This is a genomic window from Falsirhodobacter halotolerans (genome assembly GCF_022899245.1).
GTDB lineage: Bacteria > Pseudomonadota > Alphaproteobacteria > Rhodobacterales > Rhodobacteraceae > Falsirhodobacter > Falsirhodobacter halotolerans.
In genome coordinates this window covers 894315-912850 of record NZ_JALJAZ010000001.1, presented here as the reverse complement: position 1 = coordinate 912850, position 18536 = coordinate 894315, and the positions used below count along the sequence as shown (strand labels likewise).

The following is an 18536-nucleotide window of genomic DNA, read 5'->3' as shown; positions in this document are numbered from 1 at the left end:
CCTTCAAGCCGCCTTCGTGCCGCGCACCGGCAGCGTTTCCATCGCGGCCAGCGTGTCGTCGAACGACACCAGCTTGCCGTCCGAGCCGAGGCCCATCGCCACCTTCGCCGCCACCGCCGAAGCGAAGCGTGCCGTGCGGTGAATGTCCCATCCCTTCGCCAGCCCCGTGATCACCCCGGCCGAGAAGCTGTCGCCGCAGCCGGTGGTATCGACCACCTGAATGTCATGCGCGGGCAGCGCGAAATCCGCCCCCTCGGCGGGCGAAACATGCACACCGTCCCCGCCCAAGGTCAGAATCACGTTCGCCGCACCGCACCTTTTGAAGAACGCCGCCGCCTGCGCGGGATCGTCGGTGCCCGCAAGCGCCGCCGCTTCTTCGATGGACGGAATGAAGTAGTCGATCATCGGCAGCATCGGCTCCACCAGCGCCCAGACGGCGGGCGTCGCCTGAATCAGGTCGAAGGTGGTGATGCGGCCCAGTTCCTTGGCGCGCGCCAGCATGGCCAGCGTGGGTGCCCCGTCAAAGGCACGCAGCAGGCCCGTGCCGCCCAGATGGACGATCCGCGCATCCAGCGCCGCCTCCAGCCGATCGTCGGGAATGGTGAAGGTGGCCGCCGTGCCCGGCACATGCAGGGCCGGACGCTCGCCGTTCGGACGGACCGGCAGGATGGTGGCGGATGTCTGGACCGATCCGTCCCGCTGGATCAAGCCGGTATCCACCCCGTATCCGTTCAGCTTGGCGATCATGAAATCGCCCATCTCGTCCGCGCCAAGCGTGGTGACGGCCTGAGTCTTCAGGCCCAGGATGCCGCAATCCATCGCGGTGGCCCCGGCGGTGCCGGCGACGGTCATCCGGATCTCGTCGATGTAATCGGCACGTCCGCCTTCGGGGATGCGTGTCACGGGCCGCCCGAGGATGTCGAGCACGTAGAACCCAATGGAACTGACGTCGAAACGTGGCATGTGATGATCCTTGTTCAATCCGCCCGGCCCTTCAGGCCAAAGCTGATGGCCAGCACCGCGAACACCAGCACGCCGATGCCCACTTGCTGCCAGTAAAAGTTCCAGCCGATCAGCAGGAGGCCGTTGCGCATGACGCCCAGCAGCAGCACCCCCATGATCGTGCCGATGACCGAGGGCCGCCGTTCCGCCGACAGGGTGGTGCCGATGAACGTCGCGCCGATCGCGTCCAGAAGATATCCGTCGCCCGACAGGGGGACATAGCTGCGCACGGTCGATGACAGGATGATCCCCGACACGCCGCACAGAAGCGCGCACAGGATATAGACCATGGCGGTGTTGCGCGGCACGCGGATGCCCGAATACCACGCCACGCCCGGCTGCGCCCCAAGCGCGCGGACATACCGTCCGAAAACCGAGCGGTGCAGCAGCACCCAGACGGCAATGGCCAGCCCCACCATCACCCAGACGGGCGTGGGAATGCCCAGGAACGTGGAGCGTGCGATGGCGTTGAACGTGCCCGCATATTCCGCGCGGGTCAGATAGATCGGCTGGCCGCCTTGCGTCGCCAGGCGCTGCACGCTTTGCCCGATGAACAGGATGCCCAGCGTGGCCAGAAACGGGCTGATGCGCAGGCGCGTGATCAGAATGGCGTTCAACATCCCCACCACCCCGGCCGCGGCGATGCCCCCCGCCACGCTGATCCCGCCGGTCATGCCGGCCGCCAGAAGCATCACGAACACCATCGCCGCCATATCGAGCGAGATGCCGACCGACAGATCGATCCCGCCCGAGGAAATCACGATCGTCATGCCAAGGGCCACGATGGCCAGCAGCACAACATTGTTGACGACAAGGTTGAACAGGTTGTCCGCGCTCAGGAACCCCGGTGCGGCGACCGAGAAATAGACGAGGATCGCAAAGAACGCCCCCAGCACGGCATAATTCGCCAGATGCTCGGTGTTCAGGCGCGGCATGGTCGATGTGGTCAAGGATCAGCCCTCCGATGGACGTGCGAACGAGGTGACGGCCACGACCAGCAGGATCAGCGCGCCCTGCACGCCGTTCACCCAGTAGGAGGAGACCCCCGAAAGCTGGAACCCGTTGGCCAGAAACCCGATGAACAGGACGCTCAGGATCGTGCCGCCCATCGTCGGGATGAAGCGGCGCGAAAAGACGGTGCCCAGCAGCGATGCGGCCAGCACCGACAGCAGCAACTGGCCCGTGCCGGGAGTGGAGGATGAGAGCCGCGCCACGATCAGCACCGATGCCAGCCCCGCGCACAACCCGGCGAAGACGTAAGTCCCGGTGACATAGCGGTCGACGTTCAGGCCCGACGCGCGCGCCGCCTCGCGGTGACCACCCACCGCATAAAGCCGCAGCCCCATGCGGGAGAAATGCACCCCCCAGACCATCAGCGCCGAAAACACGATGAACACCCAGGCGAGCGAGGAGATGCCGAGGAACGATCCCATCGCCAGCCCCATCAGAAACGGCGAGGATACGGAGATGACCGTGTTCTGCGTCACCGTCAGTTCCAGCCCCGCCGCGATGTTCATCACGGCAAGCGTGGCCAAGAGCGGCAGGATATGCAGGCGCACGACGGCGATGGCGTTCAGCAGGCCGATGGCCATGCCGGTGGCAAGGGCCGCCGCGATGGCCACCGCCTCGGGCGTGCCCCCCTGCGACAGGTTGGCAAAGACGGCGGCGCAAAGGCCGGTATTGGCAGCCAGCGACAGGTCGATCCCGCCGGTCTGCACCTCGGACCCGCCGCCGATCAGGACGACCGACATGCCGAAGGCCAGAAGCCCGAGGATGGCCGATTGTTCGACCACGTTCATGATGTTGTAGGGGTTGGCGAAGCCGCGCGCGGTGGCCGCGAAATAGATCAGGATCGCCGCGAACATCGCCAGCGCACCAAGGCGGATCGCCCAGGCCCCCAGGGTCTTGCGCGTCAACCCGGTGCGGGCGGCGCGTGGGGCGGTGTCGGTCATGGTCATGCCATCTCCCTCCGTCGGGTCGTCTGGGCGCCGGATGCGGCGGCCAGAATGCGGTCGGTGTCCACATCGTCGCGGGCAAACTCATGGGTGATCGCGCCGCGATAGACGACGAGCGTGCGGTCGCACATCCCCACCAGCTCCTCCAATTCCGAGGACATCAGCAGGATTGCCGCGCCTTCGGCAGCCAGGCGGTTCAGAAGGGTGTAGATTTCCACCTTTGCGCCGACATCCACCGCCACGGTGGGTTCGTCCAGGATGTAGACACGGCTTTGACAGCTGAGCCATTTGGCGATGGCCACCTTCTGCTGATTGCCGCCCGACAGGTTGCGGACAAGGTTCGTGCGGGTCGGCGTCTTGATCGACAACTCGCGGATGAGACCGTCCACCACCTCCGCCTCGCGCTGCCGCGAGACGAGACCGCCGCGGGAATAGCGGGAAAGCGACGCGAGCGAGACGTTTTCGGCCACCGACAGGCCAAGCGCCACACCATGCGCGCGCCGATCCTCGGGCAACATGGCGATCCGGGCGGACACGGCCTGAATGGGCGTGCGCAGGGCGGGCGCGACCCCTTCGATGCGGATGGTGCCCGCATCGGGGCGCATCAGCCCGAACAGGCACTGCACCAGTTCCTTCACCCCCGACCCCAGAAGGCCGGTCAGGCCCACGATTTCCCCCGCCCGCACCTGAAGTGCGATGTCGCGGAAGGCACCGTCCAACGTCAGGCCATCCACCTCCAGCATCGGGGCGCCAAGGGTGGCGTGGCGAGGGGGATACATCTCGGTCATGTCGCGGTTGATCATCATCGCGACAATACGGTCGATCGGCGTTTCGCGTGGATCGACGACATCGACCACGGTGCCGTTGCGCATCACCGTCACGGTGTCGCACAACTCCTCGATCTCGGACATGTAGTGCGAGATGAAGACGACCGCGATCCCGTCATCGCGCAGGCGGCGCAGCACGCCGAAGAGGCTGTCCACCTCGCGCTTGACCAGCGCCGCCGTGGGTTCGTCCAGCACGAGGACGCGGGCCTTTTGCGCCAGCGCGCGAGTGATCTGAACGATCTTCTGCTGGGCCGTGGTCAGGTCGCGCACCAGCGTTCCGGGTGGAAGCGTCAGATCGAAATACTGTTTCAGCAGCGCATCCGCCTGCCGGTTCATGGCACGATGGTTCAGGAACGGCCCGATGCGCGGTTCATGCCGCAGAAAGATCGCCTCGCCCACCGTCGCGGTCGGCACCAGCAGGCGGTCCTGATGAATGAAGTGCACGCCCAGCCGTTCCACCGATGCCGGTGTCAGGCGTGTCACCTCCTGCCCGTTCACACGGATGGTTCCGGCGGTGGGTCGAACGATCCCGGCAAGGACCTTGATGATCGTCGATTTGCCAGCGCCGTTCGCACCCACAAGCCCGTGGATGGAGCCTTCGTGGATCGTAAGGTCGGCATCGGTCAGGGCCTTCACCGGCCCGTAGGTCTTGGAGATGCCGCGCATTTCGACGACGGGGCGGCGGGCGGATGGATCCGGCATGGTGCCTCCAGTTCTGCACAGGGAATGGGCCGGCCGCCGGGGCCGGCCCCGTCGATCACTGGGCGGGCACGGCCGCGTCGGTGCCTTCCAGGAACTGCGGCGCGGTTTCGGCCGCATTGTCCTTGGTCACGATGACCGCAGGCATGAAGGTGAAGGGCGGAACCTCCTCCCCCGCAAGATAGCGGGCGACGTTATGGGCGGCCGCCGCTCCGATCTCACGCGGTTGTTGGGCCGCTACGGCGCCGGCAGGGCTGTCGGGATCGGCAACCATCGCCACCACTTCGGGGCTGCCATCGATGCCATAGGTCATCACCCCCTCGCGGCCCGCGGCCTCGATCGCCTGCGTGGCACCGATCTGGGGGATGTCCCAGCACGACCAGACGGCCTTGATGCTGTCATCGCCGGAATAGCGGGTGAGCATGTCCGTCACGTCGGAATAGGCAGACTGCACGGTGTTCGGAATGACATCGCGCAGTTCCGGTTCCACGATCGTCACGCCCGGAAAGTCGTTCAGGACGTATTTGAGCATATCGTAGCGGATGCGGCAGACGGGAACCGAATAAAAGCCGTTGAAGACTAGGATCTTGCCCTGCCCGCCCATATCCTCGATCATCTTGAGGGCGATGGCCGTGCCGATGGCGTAGTTGTCCGAGGTGGAGTTGTTGATCGCATATTCGGTCGTGGTATCGATGGTGAACAACGGGATATCCTGATCGCGGATCCGCTTCAGCCATGGGTTCAGCACGTCCACGTTGCCCAGCATCTGGATGATCGCGTCGGGCCGCTGCGAAATCAGAGTCTGGATCTGGCTGATCTGCGTCTGATCGTTGCGCTGCGCGTCCAGCGCGATGACTTCGCCGCCCAGGGCCTCCACCGCCTCGATCGCGCCCTGATAGGCCTGGATGTCCCAGTGGTGATCGGTGCCGATGGCGGTGATGCCGATGGTCTTGCCTTCCAGCGACGGCACGTCCTGCGCAAAGGCCGCGCTTGCACCAAGGGTCGCCAGCGCCGTCGCGGCCAGGATGGTTCTGATCGTCATGTCGTTTCTCCTCCCTAATGGACCGCTTCCCGGTCCGCTTCAGTCTGGACGCGTCCGCTCCGGCTCCCCCCGGAACGGGCGCGTCGCATCCGTCAGGCGTGGCCGTATCCCGCCATGCGCGACAGCACGTTCTCGATCTCTGCCACCGGCAGCAACGGCGGGTCGCCCAGTTGCAGGCACCCGTGATACTGGCGGGCCAGCGTCTCCACCTCCACCGCCAGCCACATCGCCTTCGCCAGCGTCTTGCCGGCGGCGATCATGCCATGATGGGCCAGAAGGCAGGCCGTCCGCCCCTCCAGCGCCTTGACGGCATGGGCCGACAGTTCCGGTGTGCCGAAGGTGGCATAGGGGGCGCAGCGGATATCCGGCCCCCCGCAGACCGCCACCATGTAGTGGATCGGCGGGATCGCGTGGCCCATGATGGCGATGGTGGTGGCATATGTCGGATGGGCGTGGACAACGGCGTTCAGCTCGGGTCGCGCGCGCAGGATGTCGAGGTGGAAGCGCCACTCGCTCGATGGCATGTTCCGGCCTTCGGCGCTGCCGTCGGGGCCGACATACATGATGTCTTCGGGGGTCAGCGTGTCATAGGGCATGGAGGATGGGGTGATCAGCATCCCGTCCCCGAAGCGGTGGCTGATGTTGCCCGATGTGCCCTGGTTGATCCCGCTGTCGTTCATCCGAATGGAGGCGGCGATGATCTCCTGCCGCAGCGCGTATTCGTTCACCATGTCGTGTATCCTCCATCGACGGCAAGGATCGCCCCCGTTACATAGCTGGATGCGTCCGACGCCAGGAACGCGATGACCGAGGCGATTTCCTCCGGCTCTCCGCACCGCCCCATCGGGGTCATGTCCATCCATGTGCCGAAAAGTTCGGGCCGCGCCCGCATCGCAAGCGTCATCTCGGTCGCGACATAGCCGGGTGCCAGCGCATTCACCCGCACCCCCGCCTTCGCCCATTCGGCGGCCAGCGCCCGCGTCATCTGATGGACGGCCCCCTTCGACACCATATAGCTGGAGGCGTTCTGCGGACGGTTGACGATCGTGCCCGACATGGACCCCATGTTCACGATGCTGCCCCGACCGGCCGCGACCATCCGCTTGCCGAAGGCGCGGCTGGCCCAGAAGGTGCCGTTGACGTTCACGTCCATCACCCGCAGCCATTCGGCATCCTCGACATCCGCCGCATCGTGCAGACGGGCGATACCGGCCGAATTCAACAGGATGTCGATACGCCCGCGGCGTGTTTCGATCGCGGCCGCGGCACGTTCCACCGCATCGGCATCGGTCACGTCCACGACCGTCGTGCCGATCCCCACGCCCGTATCCGCCAAGGCCGTCTTCGCCCTGGCAAGCGCGCTTTCGTCAAGGTCCAGCATCTCCAGCTCGGCGCCCAGTTCGGCCAAGGCGCGGCAGGCCTCCAGCCCGATGCCGCTGGCGGCCCCCGTGACGACGGCGACGCGCCCCGTCAGCCTGAATCTATCGAGATATCCCATCCGTCCCCCCGCCATGCCCGCAGACATGCTTCCCCCGGTCGCGGCCACGTATGGTCCGCGTCGTGTTCGCTTTCGATATTGCCGGATGTCCGGCCTCCCTGATGAAAGCCTAGGGGCGGATCGGGGGATCTGTCAATCTGGTTATTACCAGAAAAGATCAGACGGGATTGACGGCAATATGAACCCGCGCCGTCTGCGAGTTGTAATAGGCCCAATAGTATTCCAGCGCGACGCCGTCATGATCGTAAGCAATTGATTCCACGCGGATTGCAGGGCTTCCATGTGCCAGTTCCAAGAGGACCGCCGCGTCGGGGTCGGGGATTTCGGCGGTGAACCAGCGATCGGCGCGTTGGACGGTCAGCCCGTAACGGGCGCGGATCGTCTCGAACACGGACTGGTTGCCGATCTCCAGCGATTCCATGCCGGGCACGCGGTGGGCGGGAAGGGAGATGTGGGTCAGCGTCAGCGGTTGCCCGTCAAGCCGATAGACACGGACGATCCTCAGCACCTTGGCACGTTCGGGCAGGCCAAAAACCTCCCGCTCACGCGTGTTCGCGTCGTGCAGGCGATATTCGTAGGTGGTGGTGTCCACGCGATGGCCCTTGGCGCGCATGTTCTCGAACACCCCGATCGGCATGGCCAGAAAATCGGTCTCGCGCGCTTTTTCAGCCACGAACATGCCCGTGCGCGGCATCTTGAGGATCAGCCCCTCGCCCGCCAACGCGCTGATCGCCGCCCTTACGACCGGGCGCGAGACCTGAAGCAGCGCGCACATGGCCTGCTCCGACGGAAGCCGGGTGCCGGCGGGAAGGGCACCGGACGCGATCGCCCCCCCAAGCTCGTTTTTCAGTTGCACCCAAAGCGGGGCCGCATCCGCCCGATCCAACGAAAGACTTGCCGTAGCCCTGTGAAACCGATCGGCCGCCTCGGCGTCTTCGCTGTGATAGCTGGGGCGTCCACGGCCGCGCATACGAGGTTTTCCGTCTTCCAGCATTGAATCGTCCCCATTCGCGTGGGGCAATGTGGCAGTCATCCCCCCAAAGGTTTGTCCCTTATACGTTCGGCGCCCCGCGCGAAATGTCCGCGACGGGACATACCGACGCTAGGCATGGGCGGGCGCAACCAGACGTGCCTGCACAGCTTTGTCTGGATCAGCCCTTCATGATCCAGTATCTGCGGGGGCGCGGCAACGTCATTATCGGCCCTTGGGGCACCTCTTATGTCAACCGGATCGGTGCATGAGGCGCGGCAGGTGCCGTTCGCATCACGCCCTGTGTTCTCCACAAGGTCAGGATGCATCACTCTGCGTGATCACGTTCAAAAGGCAGAGCTTTTCTGGCCAGGCAATACGCACATGGCGTGTCTGGACCGCGTTCGCCCAACATCGCACGCAAAGCCGCGGGTCAAATTGCACTGGGTTCCCCTCTCGCTGCCTACGGGACGCACAGGATGCTCGGTAGCGGATGGGGGCGGTAAGGCGTCTTCGCCCGCATGATAACGGGTCCGGTCGCAAATCACGGCGGGAAGATGGCCGTCAAGCAAGAGGAAGGCCCGCTTTTCTCCCGATGCGCGGGCGACCACCGGCGGTTCGATCAACCCTACCTCGCGGATCGACGCGAATCGGACATTCGTGACAGGCGGCAAACCTCGATAGGTGTCCGCCTGTCATCGTCAGACATTCACTCGACAGGCTCTGCCGAGCGGATCGATCCCTTGAGGCGTATTCCTTCGGTTTCGCAAGTCTGCGCGATGTAGTTTGCGGATTTCTTGATATAGTCGAGTGCTTCATCGAAGCCGTAAGTCTGCTCGCGGTATGTGGGATAGCCGTAATTGCGTGTCTCATAGGCGACCCAGTCTTCGACCTCGCCCCGCTCGATGCGGCGCTCGTAGTCATGGACCATCGCCATATAGGCATCGTATTCGTCAGCGGTCAGATCGGGATGGACGGCGCGCCAGACGGAATCGTCAATCTGGATGCATTGGCGCGGGTTTGGCGCGCGTGGCTTGTCGGCGCAGGAGGCCGCCATTTCCAGCGAAAGGTTCAGGTCAGGGTTCGCGGCGTGCAGGATCGGGAGGATGACCGCGAAATCCACGATCCCGTCGCCGCAGGGACGACCCTGAAAATCAAGTCCACCGGGGGCGCGGGCGACATAGGCGTCCTTGATATGGGTCTGGCGGATAAAGGGGGCCAATCGGCGGGCGGCCCAGACCGGATGCTCGCCGCGCTGCAACCCGTTCGCGGTGTCGAAGACGGCGCCGGTCACGTCTTCCCCCACGGCCTCGATCAGGCGCAGGATCTCGAACGAGGTGATCTCGTCATGCGTTTCCATGTTCATGTGCGCGCCGTGCGCACGCAAGGCCGGGGCGATGCGGTGCATCACCTTTTCCATCGCGGCGAGTTGGTCGGCCCAATTGATATCGGTGCGGAAACGGTCGTTCGCGAGCCTGCCCGGATACTGGCCCTTGAAGTTGCCGGGGGAGATCCACAACTCGTGACAGCCGATTTCGGCCGCACATTCCACCATGCGCGTCAGGCCCGCGACGATGTCGCCATGTCCTGCCGCGCGCAGTTCGGGTGCCTCGGCGCTGCAATAAGGGTTGATCTTGCCAAGGCCCGCTTCCAGATACAGGCCCAGATCGTCGGCCTTGGCGCGGATGTCGCGCAGAAGGCCCCTGTCCAGCGTCGGGCTCATGTCCAAAACGGTGGGAAAGAAGATACCCTCCAGCCCCAACTCGCTCACCAGATCAAGGCTGGCCAGCGGGCCGCGCTTGGTCGCCTCGGGCAGTTTCTGCCAATCGATGCCCAGTCTCACGATAGTCTCCTTCAAGCCGTGCGCCCTTTCGGCGCGAAGCGTTTTTCGATGAAATGCTGGCCGATGGAGGCGATCGTGGTGATGCCCAGATACCAGATCGAGGCGACGAACAGCATTTCGATGATAAGGTAATTGGCGGCATAAATCTGCTGCGCCTGCGTCAGCAGATCGCGCATCCCGATGACCGATACGATGGCGCTGGCCTTCAGCATCCCGATGGCCTGATTGCCGGTGGGCGGGATCACCAGCCGCACGGCCTGGGGCAGGATGATCGTCCACATCGTCTGCAACGGTTTCAGACCCAAGGCCTGCGCCGCCTCACGCTGGCCGCGATCCACGGATTTCAGGCCGGCGCGGATGATTTCGGTCATGTTCGCGGCCTCGTGCAGACCGAGGGCAAGGAAGCCCGCGATGGTGGGGGTGATCAGGGTGTTGATGTCGAACGGACCGATATGCGGCACAAAGAGAGCGATATTGAACCACAGAAAAATCTGCACGATCAGCGGCACGCCTCGGAACCACCAGACAAAGCCTGCCGCAATGGCCCGCAAAACGACGTTGTGGCTGATCGCCATGGCGGCCATCACGGCACCCAGGGCGATGCCGAAAACCATCGCCGCCGCCGTCAGTTGCAGCGTCAGAACCACACCGCGCAGGATGCGCGGGTCGAACATGTAGGCGGGGATTTCGGACCAGTAGATGCTTTGGCTTTGCGCGACGACCCAGATCATCGCGGCGATGACCGCCAGCGCCGCCCCGCCGACCATGACTTGCCCCCACCGGATCTTCAGTCCGACATGCGGAGCACGGATTTCCGTGTCGATGGAGGCCATCGGCTTACTCCATCGCGAGGTTGGCCGCATCGTTGATCTTGACGCTTTCGACCGCCAGCGGGCCAAGACCCCATTTGTCCATGATCGCCTGATAGGCACCCGAATCCACCAGCTGCTGCAGCGTTGCGGCGGCGGTATCGCGCAGGGCGGTGTCGTCCTTGGCGGTCAGCATCCCCAGATAGCCCACGGCAAGCCGGATATCCGGCAGAGCCTGCAGCCCTACCCCACGGCCGACCTGCTTTTCGGTCGAATACACGCTTGTGGCATAGCCGTTCACCGTCGCATCGGCGCGCCCCGTGCGGATCGCCTGCAACACGTCGGGCATCTTGGGCAGCGACATGATGTTCATGGGCACGTCGCAATGTTCGTCGGAATGGGCCTGCGCCAGACGGTTCTGGAAGGTGCCGACGGGCACGGCCACGCGCCTTCCGCACAGATCGTCCATCGAAGCGACCGCCAGCGGGTTCCCCTGCACCACCATGATCGTGGTGCCGTCATACATGTAGTCGATCACGTCGACCTGCTTTTGCAATTCGGGATCGTCGTTGATGCCCGAGATCGTCATGTCGAAACGCCCCGACAGGATCGCCGGCACAATATGCGGGCCGCCGCCGACATCGGTCATCTCCACATCCACGCCCAGGATGATCCCGAAGGCAGCGGCAAGATCTGCGTCGATGCCGATCAGCTTGCCATCGTCGTCGTGAAAGCTGATGGGCGGCGTCAGGCTGGTCGCGACCTTCAGAATGCCGGCGTTCCGAATATCCTCGGGCAGCGCGTCGGCGAGGGTCTGGTTCAGGGCGACCCCCGGCAGAGCGGCAATATCCGGTTTGGCAACCATCGTCTCGGTCATGCCTTGGGCATGGGCGGCGGATGCGACCAAAACAGCGGTCAGCGTAAGTTGAATGAGCGTCTTCAAGCGTGGGCCCCTGTTTATCTCGTTTCAGATGAGCCCAGAGGTCACGCCGAAACAATCATTCGCAACATCTTTCGCAAGTTCATTTGCAAGATTTTGCATTTATCGACGAAAATGCACCCGATGAACGCACAAGCGACATCTGGCGATATAAACTTGGGCAGTTTGCGAAGTTGGTCAGGCTCGGGCGGTCATGCGCTCAAGAATCGCAAGGAAGTCATCCTCGTTGGTCACCTGATCGTCGAACGCGATGCTGCTTTCGATATCGTCGAGATGATTGGCCATTGCCTTGCGCGCACCTGCGAAATCGCCGGTCTTCAGTTGCGCAAGGATCGCTTCATGGTGCGGGGTGCCGCAGGAACATCCAGACGATTTTTCATAAAGCGAGTTCACCAGCGAAAGGCGTGTAAGGATATTTTCCAACACCTCACGCAACACGTCATTTCCGGTGAATTCCGCCAGCAAATAGTGGAAGTCGCCCGCGATCCGTTTTTTTTCCGTGGCGTTGCTGCCGGAATGAACCTGCTTTTCCCGCTTGATGGTCTGCGTCAGCCGCTCCACCTGCCTTGCCCCGACCTGGCCCGACAGGCTGTCCATCACCGCCATTTCCAGCACGCGGCGCGTGGCCAGAAGATTGCGCGCCTCGTCAGGTTTGGGCGTCGCGACAAAGGATCCGTGGTTGCGCCGCCGTTCGGCCAGGCTTTGTTGTGCCAGCATCGACAACGCCCCCCGAACCACCGTGCGCGAGGTTCCGAAATGCTTGGCGAGGATGTCTTCCTTCAATTTGTCGCCCGGCTTCAGGGCCCCTTCGAAGATCGCGGCACGCAACGTTGCGCAAATGACTTCGGAAATGTCGTCGGGTTGGGCAATATCGTCTTTCATGGGATCCGTCTCAAAGATGCGCGCCGCGCTGTCATACAATCTATGCGACGCGCGCATTCATGGCGCAAGCACACGTTGTCACGTCGCCCGAAGAATTCGCATACTCGGGTGAACCGCACAAAATGTAGGCGGAGACATGATCCGTAAAGTTTCGCAACATCATGCGCATTGATTTTCGAATTATGTGTATGCATCCGTCGAATCAAGAAAACTGACAGGATGATGCAATGGCCGGAACCGGACTGCAGATCAGCCAGGTGGATCACAGCTATGCGGGGAAACAGGTCCTGCATGGCGTGGACTTCACTGTGCCCGACGGCAAGGTCGTGGCGCTTCTGGGCCCGAGCGGTTGCGGGAAGTCCACGATCCTGCGGGCCATCGCGGGACTGATCGTGCCGGACGGCGGGCGCATCCTGCTGAACGGGCGCGATCTGACGCAGGTGCCGGTCCGCAACCGCCAGCTTGGGATGGTCTTCCAGAACTTCGCGTTGTTCTCGCACATGACGGTGGCGGAAAACGTGGCGTATGGGCTGACCCACCTTTTGCGCGAGGACCGCAGGGAACGGGTGGCGAAGCTTCTGGATCTTGTGCGCCTGACGCCCTTTGCGGATCGCTTTCCACCCAGCCTTTCGGGCGGGCAGCAGCAGCGCGTCGCCGTCGCCCGCGCCTTGGCCACCGAACCCGCGGCGCTTTTGATGGACGAGCCTTTCGGCGCGCTGGACCGCGCATTGCGGGCGGAACTTCAGGCGGAACTGGTGCGGATGCAGGACGATGTCGGCATCACGACGGTCATGGTCACCCACGATCAGGAAGAGGCGCAGGCCGTGGCCGAGCAGCTTGTGATCATGAACGAGGGGCGCGTCGAACAGGTCGGCACCCCCGAGGACATCTATGACAACCCCGCCAGCCTGTTCGTCAACGGTTTCATCGGGCACGCGAATCGGATCGCGGCCACGGTGACCGGTTCCGCCCGCCTGAAGGCCGCGGACGGGACCGGGATCGCCGTTCCGGTGAACTTCATCCCCGGCAGCGGTGTCGTGGTGACATGCCGCCCCGAGGAGCTGACGCTCTCCCTCACCCCCACGCCGGACGCGTTTCCCGCGCGGTTCGACCGCGCCGTGGTGATGGGACGCTTTCTGATGATCGATGCGACCTTGGCCGACGGCACCGCCATCAAGGCGCAGATCCTGCGCGATGATGCCGCCCGCCCCGAAAAGGGCCAGCCCGTCTGGCTGACCCCCGACACGACCCGACTGCACGTCTTCCCTTCAACCCCGGATGGACACTGAGATGACACTGAACCTCTCCCGCCGTGCCTTCACCCTTGCCGGCCTGTCGACACTGGCCGCACCGGCCCTGATCCGCCCTGCCTTCGCGCAAGGCGCCAACGTGGTCGCGGCCACCTTCCCCGGCAGTTGGGAAGACGCCTATCGCACCCTCCTGACGCCGATGGTGCAGCAGGCGGGCTTTGGCCTGACCGTTGCGCCCGCCCTGGCGCAGGACCAGATCGCCCGCCTGATGGCCAGCCCCGGCCAACCGCCCTATGACGCGCTTCTGGTGTCGCCGGGGCAAAGCGACATCCTGATCCAGAACGACCTGATCGAGCCGATCGACCCCTCGCGCCTGAAGAACTGGGACAAGCTGACCCCGGCCGCGCAAAGCGAATACGGTCCCCACGTCACGATCGAGGTGAACGGCATCGCCTACAATCCCCAGGTCGTGGACAAGCCCGCGGGCTACAAGGCCCTGTTCGAGGATCCGCAGTATGAATACAACGTGGCCCTGATCGGGTTCGGATCGAACACCGCAACGATGGCCTATACCGAGATCAACAAGATCTATGGCGGCACGTATGAAAACATGCAGCCGGTGTTCGACCTGCTGGAAGCCTATCTGCCCAAGGTGGGTGCCATCGCCACCTCCGGCTCCAACCAGATGACGATGTATCAGCAGGGCGAAATCGCGGTCTTCATGGCCTCCACCGGCAACGTGGCGAAGCTGCGCGAACTGGGGATGCCGTGCGAATTCGCGCATCCCGAAAGCGGCTCGCCCTCGGTGCCCGTCACGATCCATCTGGTGAAGGGGGCCGCGAACCCCGATGGGGTCTATGCCTACATGGACGCCGCCATCTCCGCCGCCGCCCAGACCAGGCTGGCCGAAGCGCCGACGGCGATGATCCCCACCAACACCGACGTGCCCTATTCGGCGGTCGTGTCCGAATTCGTCACGCCCGAACAGGTGGCCAACGCCGTCTATCCCGATTGGCAGGCGATCAACGCGCACCGTGCCGAATGGACCGAGACGTTCGACCGTCTGGTCGTGCGCTGAAACGGGGGCCGCGATGATCCGCAGGGACACGTTGATGGCATGGCCCATGATCGGGTTCATGCTGCTGTTCTTCATCTCTCCGCTGCTGCTGCTTTTGGGCATCAGTTTGCGCGGGGCGGATGGGGGATGGGGGTTCGGAAACTTCGCGGCCTTTCTGTCGGATCCGTTTTCGCGCGGGGTGCTGACGGGCACGTTGGCGCTTGGCGCGAAGGTGACGTTCTTTGTCAGCTTGGCCGCCCTGCCCCTGGTGATGCTTTATTGGCATGGCGGACCACGGTTGCGCGGGCTGATCCTGATTTGCACCTTGTTGCCGATGCTGACCGCCAACGTGGTGCGCACATTCGCCTGGGTGGTCATCCTTGGCCGCAACGGACCGATCAGCCAGTCGATGCTGGCCCTTGGCCTGACGGACCGGCCCTTTTCGCTGCTGTTTTCGGAAATGGGCCTGATCATGGCGCTGGTCCAGATCGAGCTGCCGCTGCTGCTTCTGCCTGTCTTTGCCGTGCTGAACCGCGCCGACCGCCGCACGCTGGAGGCGGCCGAGACACTGGGCGCGGGCCCTTGGCGCGCATGGTTCAGCGCCATATTCCCGCAGATCATCCCCGCCGTTCTGGCGGGTTGGGTGCTGGTTTTCGCCTCCGCCACCACCTCCTATGTCACGCAAAGCGTGATCGGGGGCGCACGTCTGATCTACCTGCCGCAATACGTCTATCGAGAGGTGGGGGTGTTGTTTCAGTGGCCCATGGCTGCGGCGATCTCCATCCTTCTGCTGGCCTCCACCGGCATCATCATGCTGGGCCTGACGATGCTGGCCCGCCACGAAAGGTTGCAGGGTCATGGCTGATGTCCGTTCGCGCCTGTCGGTCGTATCGTATCGGGCCTTCGTCTGGGTCGGGGGGCTGGCGGTGCTGGCCTGCATGATCGGGCCGATCCTGCTGGCGCTGGTGATGTCGTTCAACGCAGGCGCCACCCTGGCCTTTCCGCCGCAGGGGCTGTCGCTGCGCTGGTATCGCCTGCTGCTGGACCCCGTCGCATCCGAACCGATCCACACCGCCGCCCGCAACTCGGTCGAGGTGGCGCTGGCGACCGTGGTTCTGGTCACGGTGATCACCGCGCCCGCGGCCTTTGCCCTTGCCCGTGTGCCGCGCCGGTTTTCCGGCACGGTGGAGCCTGTGTTGCTGGCACCCCTTGTCCTGCCCAGCCTCGTCTATGCCCTGGCGGCCCTGCTGGCGCTCAGCCTTTTGGGGTTGGGTCCGTCTTTCCTCGCCGTGCTGATCGGCCACGCGGCCGTATTCGCGCCGCTGATGTTCCGCACAGTGCTGGGGCTGGCCCAGCGGTCCGATCCGGCGCTGGAGGAGGCGTCGTCCACCCTTGGCGCATCCCGTGCGCGCACGTTCCTGCGCATCAGCCTGCCCGCCATCCTGCCCGGAATCGTTGCGGGGGCGTTCCTTGTGTTCATGCAGTCGCTCGACAACGTGTCGGTCACGCTGTTTCTGGGCGATCCGGGCCGCACGATGCTGCCGCTGCGCCTGTTCGCCATGCTGGAGGAAAGCCTTGACGGTCGGGTTGCCGCCGTGTCGGGCCTGCTGATCCTTGCTGCGGCGCTGCTGCTTGTCATCCTTCAACGTCTTGGCGGTCGAAAGGACACCCCATGAACGCCCATACCGCACCCCGCCCGTCGATCGAACGGTTGCTGGGTGATTTTCAACCCGATTTTGATTTCCGCCCCGCCCTGCCCATCGCCCCCGCCGAATATGCCGAACGGATGCGCAGGCTGAAGCGCGAGGCGGTCTCCGCGGGCCTCGATGCCGTGGTGGTCCATTGCGACAGCGTGGGCTGGTTCCACGCCGCCCATGCCTATCTGCGCTATCTGTGCGACTGGATGCGCGAAGGTGTGCTGATCATCCCGATGGACGAGGACAAGGAGCTAGTTCTCCTGTCCTTCTTCACCCAATCGGTCATCCTGCCCCCGGGGGGAGAGCCTGTGGGCGTGGACCGCATCTTGCAGATCGGGGCCGTGGGCCGCGAATATGCCGACATCCCCGGCGACAGTGGTGCAAAGACGGTCGCGGCGACGGTTGCGCGCCTGACCGAACTTCGTGCCGGCAGCATCGGCTTTGTCGGCGACAAACGCTCGGCCGCGTTCCGCGCGGCCCTGGTTGCGCAAATGCCCAAGGCGACGTTCTCGGACCAGGCCGCCGTGCTGGAGCGGATGCAGCGCACGCGCACCAAAGCCGAGATCGCGCAGTTCCGCACCGCCGCGCAACTGATCAGCGTGGCAACGCAAGCCGCCTATCACGTCGCCCGCACGGGCGTGACGGATTACGAAATCTACGCCGCCTTCACCATGGCGCAGATGGCGCGCGGGGGCGAGACCGGAGACGGCTATCAGATCGGCGCGAACGAATGGGGCACCCATTGCGGCAAGCCTTACGGTCGCGTGATGCGCAAGGGGGATCTGGCGAACCTGTATGTCTCGAACGTGACGTATCAGGGATACACCGCGCAGACCGCCCGCATGTTCGCCTTCGGCGATCTGACCGCGCGGCAGGAACTGGTGCTGGACGCCTGCACCCGCGGCGTGAAGGCGGCGGAAAAGCTGATCCGCCCCGGCACCCTGATCCGCGATCTGAACAACGCGGCCTTCGACAGCTATGTCGAGGCGGGGCTGCTGAAGGATGCCGAGGCCCGCACCATGCCTTACAATTGGTCCACGGCACCGGATGGCGGCCCGCGCGAGATCCCGCGCCAATACGTCCCCGATGCCGATTACGAGGCGCAGGGCCGCCGGTTGATGCACGTCTATCCTGCGACCTTCGGCCCGCATAATCCCAACCTCGGCCATTCGGTTGGGATGGCGGGCGGGCAGAACGCCTTCAACATCTCCTCCCACAACTATGACATGCTGGAAGAAGGGATGGTCTTCGTGCTGCACACCCAGTGGCTGGAACCGCAAAGCGCCGGCTGCAACATCGGCGACATGTATGTGGTCACCAAGGACGGATTCGAAAACCTGTCCCACCACACGCCCCTGGAAACGCATCGGATCGCCGCATGAACAGCCTTGCCTTCGATTTCGCCGCCCTGACCCCGAAAGAGCGTTACAAGCTGCTGATCGGCACCGTGATCCCCCGCCCGATCGCCCTGATCACCACGGTCTCGGCGGAGGGGTTGCCCAATGCCGGTTCGTTCAGCTTCTTCAACATCCTGACCCACGATCCCGCGATCATGGCCGTGGGCATCGAATACAAGCCCTGCGGCACACCCAAGGACACGGCCGCGAACATCCTTGCGACAGGCGAATTCACCGTTCACATCTCGGATCACGCGCTGGTGGATCAAATGGAGATATGTTCGATCAAGTTCCCCCCGGATGTGGACGAATTGCAGGTGGCGGGGCTGGAGACGGTGGCGGGCGAAACGGTGCGCAGCCCCCGCATCCTTGCCGCCCCCGCCGCCTTCGAATGCCATCTGGTGCAGACCGTTCCCATCACCCCTGCCCGCGTCATCGTTCTGGGCGAGGTGAAGCGCATGTTCGTGCGCGAAGGGCTGGTCGATCCCGAAACGCTCCATGTCGACCAGATGGGCATCGATGCGGTGGGGCGACTGGGTGGGCACCTCTATGCCCGGCAATTGGACCAGTTCGAGCGTGTGACCCCGACCGTCGAAGACTTCATGGCCATGTCGGAACGTTGATGATCTTGTATCGAGGACCTTGTGGCTGAACACGACAGGACATGC

General features: G+C 64.1%; 18 protein-coding genes. 6 read left to right on the top strand and 12 right to left on the bottom strand.

Annotated features, from left to right (window positions below; all coding sequences use genetic code 11):
* Positions 1 to 3 precede the first annotated feature (3 nt).
* The 12 genes from MU449_RS04775 to MU449_RS04720 form a co-directional block, all read right to left on the bottom strand.
* On the bottom strand, positions 4 to 963 hold the full coding sequence (locus MU449_RS04775) for a carbohydrate kinase family protein (RefSeq protein ID WP_244736856.1): 960 nt from the start codon (positions 961 to 963) through the stop codon (positions 4 to 6).
* A 14-nt stretch (positions 964 to 977) separates the two neighbouring features.
* On the bottom strand, positions 978 to 1952 hold the full coding sequence (locus MU449_RS04770) for an ABC transporter permease (protein ID WP_244736855.1): 975 nt from the start codon (positions 1950 to 1952) through the stop codon (positions 978 to 980).
* A 3-nt stretch (positions 1953 to 1955) separates the two neighbouring features.
* Positions 1956 to 2960, bottom strand: a complete 1005-nt coding sequence (locus MU449_RS04765; RefSeq protein ID WP_244736854.1) for an ABC transporter permease — start codon at positions 2958 to 2960, stop codon at positions 1956 to 1958.
* The gene (locus MU449_RS04760) at positions 2957 to 4486 is read right to left on the bottom strand and encodes a sugar ABC transporter ATP-binding protein (RefSeq protein ID WP_244736853.1); all 1530 of its coding nucleotides are present in this window, start codon (positions 4484 to 4486) and stop codon (positions 2957 to 2959) included. The genes MU449_RS04765 and MU449_RS04760 overlap by 4 nt, the downstream gene beginning before the upstream one ends.
* Positions 4487 to 4541: 55 nt before the next feature.
* The gene (locus tag MU449_RS04755; protein ID WP_244736852.1) at positions 4542 to 5525 is read right to left on the bottom strand and encodes a sugar ABC transporter substrate-binding protein; all 984 of its coding nucleotides are present in this window, start codon (positions 5523 to 5525) and stop codon (positions 4542 to 4544) included.
* Between the two features lie 92 nt (positions 5526 to 5617).
* Positions 5618 to 6265, bottom strand: coding sequence for a class II aldolase/adducin family protein (locus tag MU449_RS04750; RefSeq protein ID WP_425310578.1), 648 nt, complete (start codon positions 6263 to 6265; stop codon positions 5618 to 5620).
* Positions 6250 to 7050, bottom strand: a complete 801-nt coding sequence (locus MU449_RS04745) for an SDR family NAD(P)-dependent oxidoreductase (RefSeq protein WP_244736850.1) — start codon at positions 7048 to 7050, stop codon at positions 6250 to 6252. The genes MU449_RS04750 and MU449_RS04745 overlap by 16 nt, the downstream gene beginning before the upstream one ends.
* Before the next feature lie 130 nt (positions 7051 to 7180).
* Complete coding sequence (locus MU449_RS04740) at positions 7181 to 7993, bottom strand: GntR family transcriptional regulator (protein WP_244736849.1); 813 nt, start codon at positions 7991 to 7993, stop codon at positions 7181 to 7183.
* A gap of 709 nt (positions 7994 to 8702) precedes the next feature.
* Complete coding sequence (locus MU449_RS04735; protein WP_244736848.1) at positions 8703 to 9836, bottom strand: sugar phosphate isomerase/epimerase family protein; 1134 nt, start codon at positions 9834 to 9836, stop codon at positions 8703 to 8705.
* 11 nt (positions 9837 to 9847) lie between these two features.
* Complete coding sequence (locus MU449_RS04730; protein ID WP_244736847.1) at positions 9848 to 10669, bottom strand: amino acid ABC transporter permease; 822 nt, start codon at positions 10667 to 10669, stop codon at positions 9848 to 9850.
* A gap of 4 nt (positions 10670 to 10673) precedes the next feature.
* Entirely contained in the window at positions 10674 to 11588 is a 915-nt protein-coding gene (locus MU449_RS04725; RefSeq protein ID WP_244736846.1) for an ABC transporter substrate-binding protein, read from the bottom strand.
* Positions 11589 to 11762: 174 nt separating this feature from the next.
* Positions 11763 to 12467 carry a GntR family transcriptional regulator gene (locus MU449_RS04720; RefSeq protein WP_244736845.1) on the bottom strand — a complete coding sequence of 235 codons (705 nt, stop codon included), beginning with the start codon at positions 12465 to 12467 and terminating at the stop codon, positions 11763 to 11765.
* A gap of 227 nt (positions 12468 to 12694) precedes the next feature.
* On the opposite strand from MU449_RS04720, the gene MU449_RS04715 reads away from it, so the two are divergent.
* The 6 genes from MU449_RS04715 to MU449_RS04690 are packed head-to-tail and all read left to right on the top strand — an operon-like array spanning position 12695 to position 18491.
* The gene (locus MU449_RS04715) at positions 12695 to 13756 is read left to right on the top strand and encodes an ABC transporter ATP-binding protein (protein ID WP_244736844.1); all 1062 of its coding nucleotides are present in this window, start codon (positions 12695 to 12697) and stop codon (positions 13754 to 13756) included.
* Position 13757: 1 nt separating this feature from the next.
* The gene (locus tag MU449_RS04710; RefSeq protein ID WP_244736843.1) at positions 13758 to 14795 is read left to right on the top strand and encodes an ABC transporter substrate-binding protein; all 1038 of its coding nucleotides are present in this window, start codon (positions 13758 to 13760) and stop codon (positions 14793 to 14795) included.
* A 13-nt stretch (positions 14796 to 14808) separates the two neighbouring features.
* The gene (locus MU449_RS04705; protein ID WP_244736842.1) at positions 14809 to 15639 is read left to right on the top strand and encodes an ABC transporter permease; all 831 of its coding nucleotides are present in this window, start codon (positions 14809 to 14811) and stop codon (positions 15637 to 15639) included.
* Positions 15632 to 16450: an ABC transporter permease gene (locus MU449_RS04700; protein WP_244736841.1), complete on the top strand. Its 819-nt coding sequence runs from the start codon at positions 15632 to 15634 to the stop codon at positions 16448 to 16450. The genes MU449_RS04705 and MU449_RS04700 overlap by 8 nt, the downstream gene beginning before the upstream one ends.
* Positions 16447 to 17853 (top strand): M24 family metallopeptidase, encoded by a 1407-nt coding sequence (locus MU449_RS04695; RefSeq protein WP_244736840.1) that lies wholly within the window; start codon positions 16447 to 16449, stop codon positions 17851 to 17853. Before MU449_RS04700 ends, MU449_RS04695 begins: the two co-directional genes overlap by 4 nt.
* On the top strand, positions 17850 to 18491 hold the full coding sequence (locus MU449_RS04690) for a flavin reductase family protein (RefSeq protein ID WP_244736839.1): 642 nt from the start codon (positions 17850 to 17852) through the stop codon (positions 18489 to 18491). Before MU449_RS04695 ends, MU449_RS04690 begins: the two co-directional genes overlap by 4 nt.
* Positions 18492 to 18536: the final 45 nt, after the last annotated feature.

Bases quoted from the DNA above. Each gene is read 5' to 3' on its own strand.
- MU449_RS04715 (WP_244736844.1), top strand. From the start codon at position 12,695: ATGGCCGGAACCGGACTGCAGATCAGCCAGGTGGATCACAGCTATGCG.
- MU449_RS04720 (WP_244736845.1), bottom strand. From the start codon at position 12,467: ATGAAAGACGATATTGCCCAACCCGACGACATTTCCGAAGTCATTTGC.
- MU449_RS04755 (WP_244736852.1), bottom strand. From the start codon at position 5,525: ATGACGATCAGAACCATCCTGGCCGCGACGGCGCTGGCGACCCTTGGT.
- MU449_RS04740 (WP_244736849.1), bottom strand. From the start codon at position 7,993: ATGCGCGGCCGTGGACGCCCCAGCTATCACAGCGAAGACGCCGAGGCG.
- MU449_RS04765 (WP_244736854.1), bottom strand. From the start codon at position 2,960: ATGACCATGACCGACACCGCCCCACGCGCCGCCCGCACCGGGTTGACG.
- MU449_RS04760 (WP_244736853.1), bottom strand. From the start codon at position 4,486: ATGCCGGATCCATCCGCCCGCCGCCCCGTCGTCGAAATGCGCGGCATC.
- MU449_RS04745 (WP_244736850.1), bottom strand. From the start codon at position 7,050: ATGTCTGCGGGCATGGCGGGGGGACGGATGGGATATCTCGATAGATTC.
- MU449_RS04775 (WP_244736856.1), bottom strand. From the start codon at position 963: ATGCCACGTTTCGACGTCAGTTCCATTGGGTTCTACGTGCTCGACATC.
- MU449_RS04690 (WP_244736839.1), top strand. From the start codon at position 17,850: ATGAACAGCCTTGCCTTCGATTTCGCCGCCCTGACCCCGAAAGAGCGT.
- MU449_RS04700 (WP_244736841.1), top strand. From the start codon at position 15,632: ATGGCTGATGTCCGTTCGCGCCTGTCGGTCGTATCGTATCGGGCCTTC.
- MU449_RS04730 (WP_244736847.1), bottom strand. From the start codon at position 10,669: ATGGCCTCCATCGACACGGAAATCCGTGCTCCGCATGTCGGACTGAAG.
- MU449_RS04695 (WP_244736840.1), top strand. From the start codon at position 16,447: ATGAACGCCCATACCGCACCCCGCCCGTCGATCGAACGGTTGCTGGGT.
- MU449_RS04705 (WP_244736842.1), top strand. From the start codon at position 14,809: ATGATCCGCAGGGACACGTTGATGGCATGGCCCATGATCGGGTTCATG.
- MU449_RS04710 (WP_244736843.1), top strand. From the start codon at position 13,758: ATGACACTGAACCTCTCCCGCCGTGCCTTCACCCTTGCCGGCCTGTCG.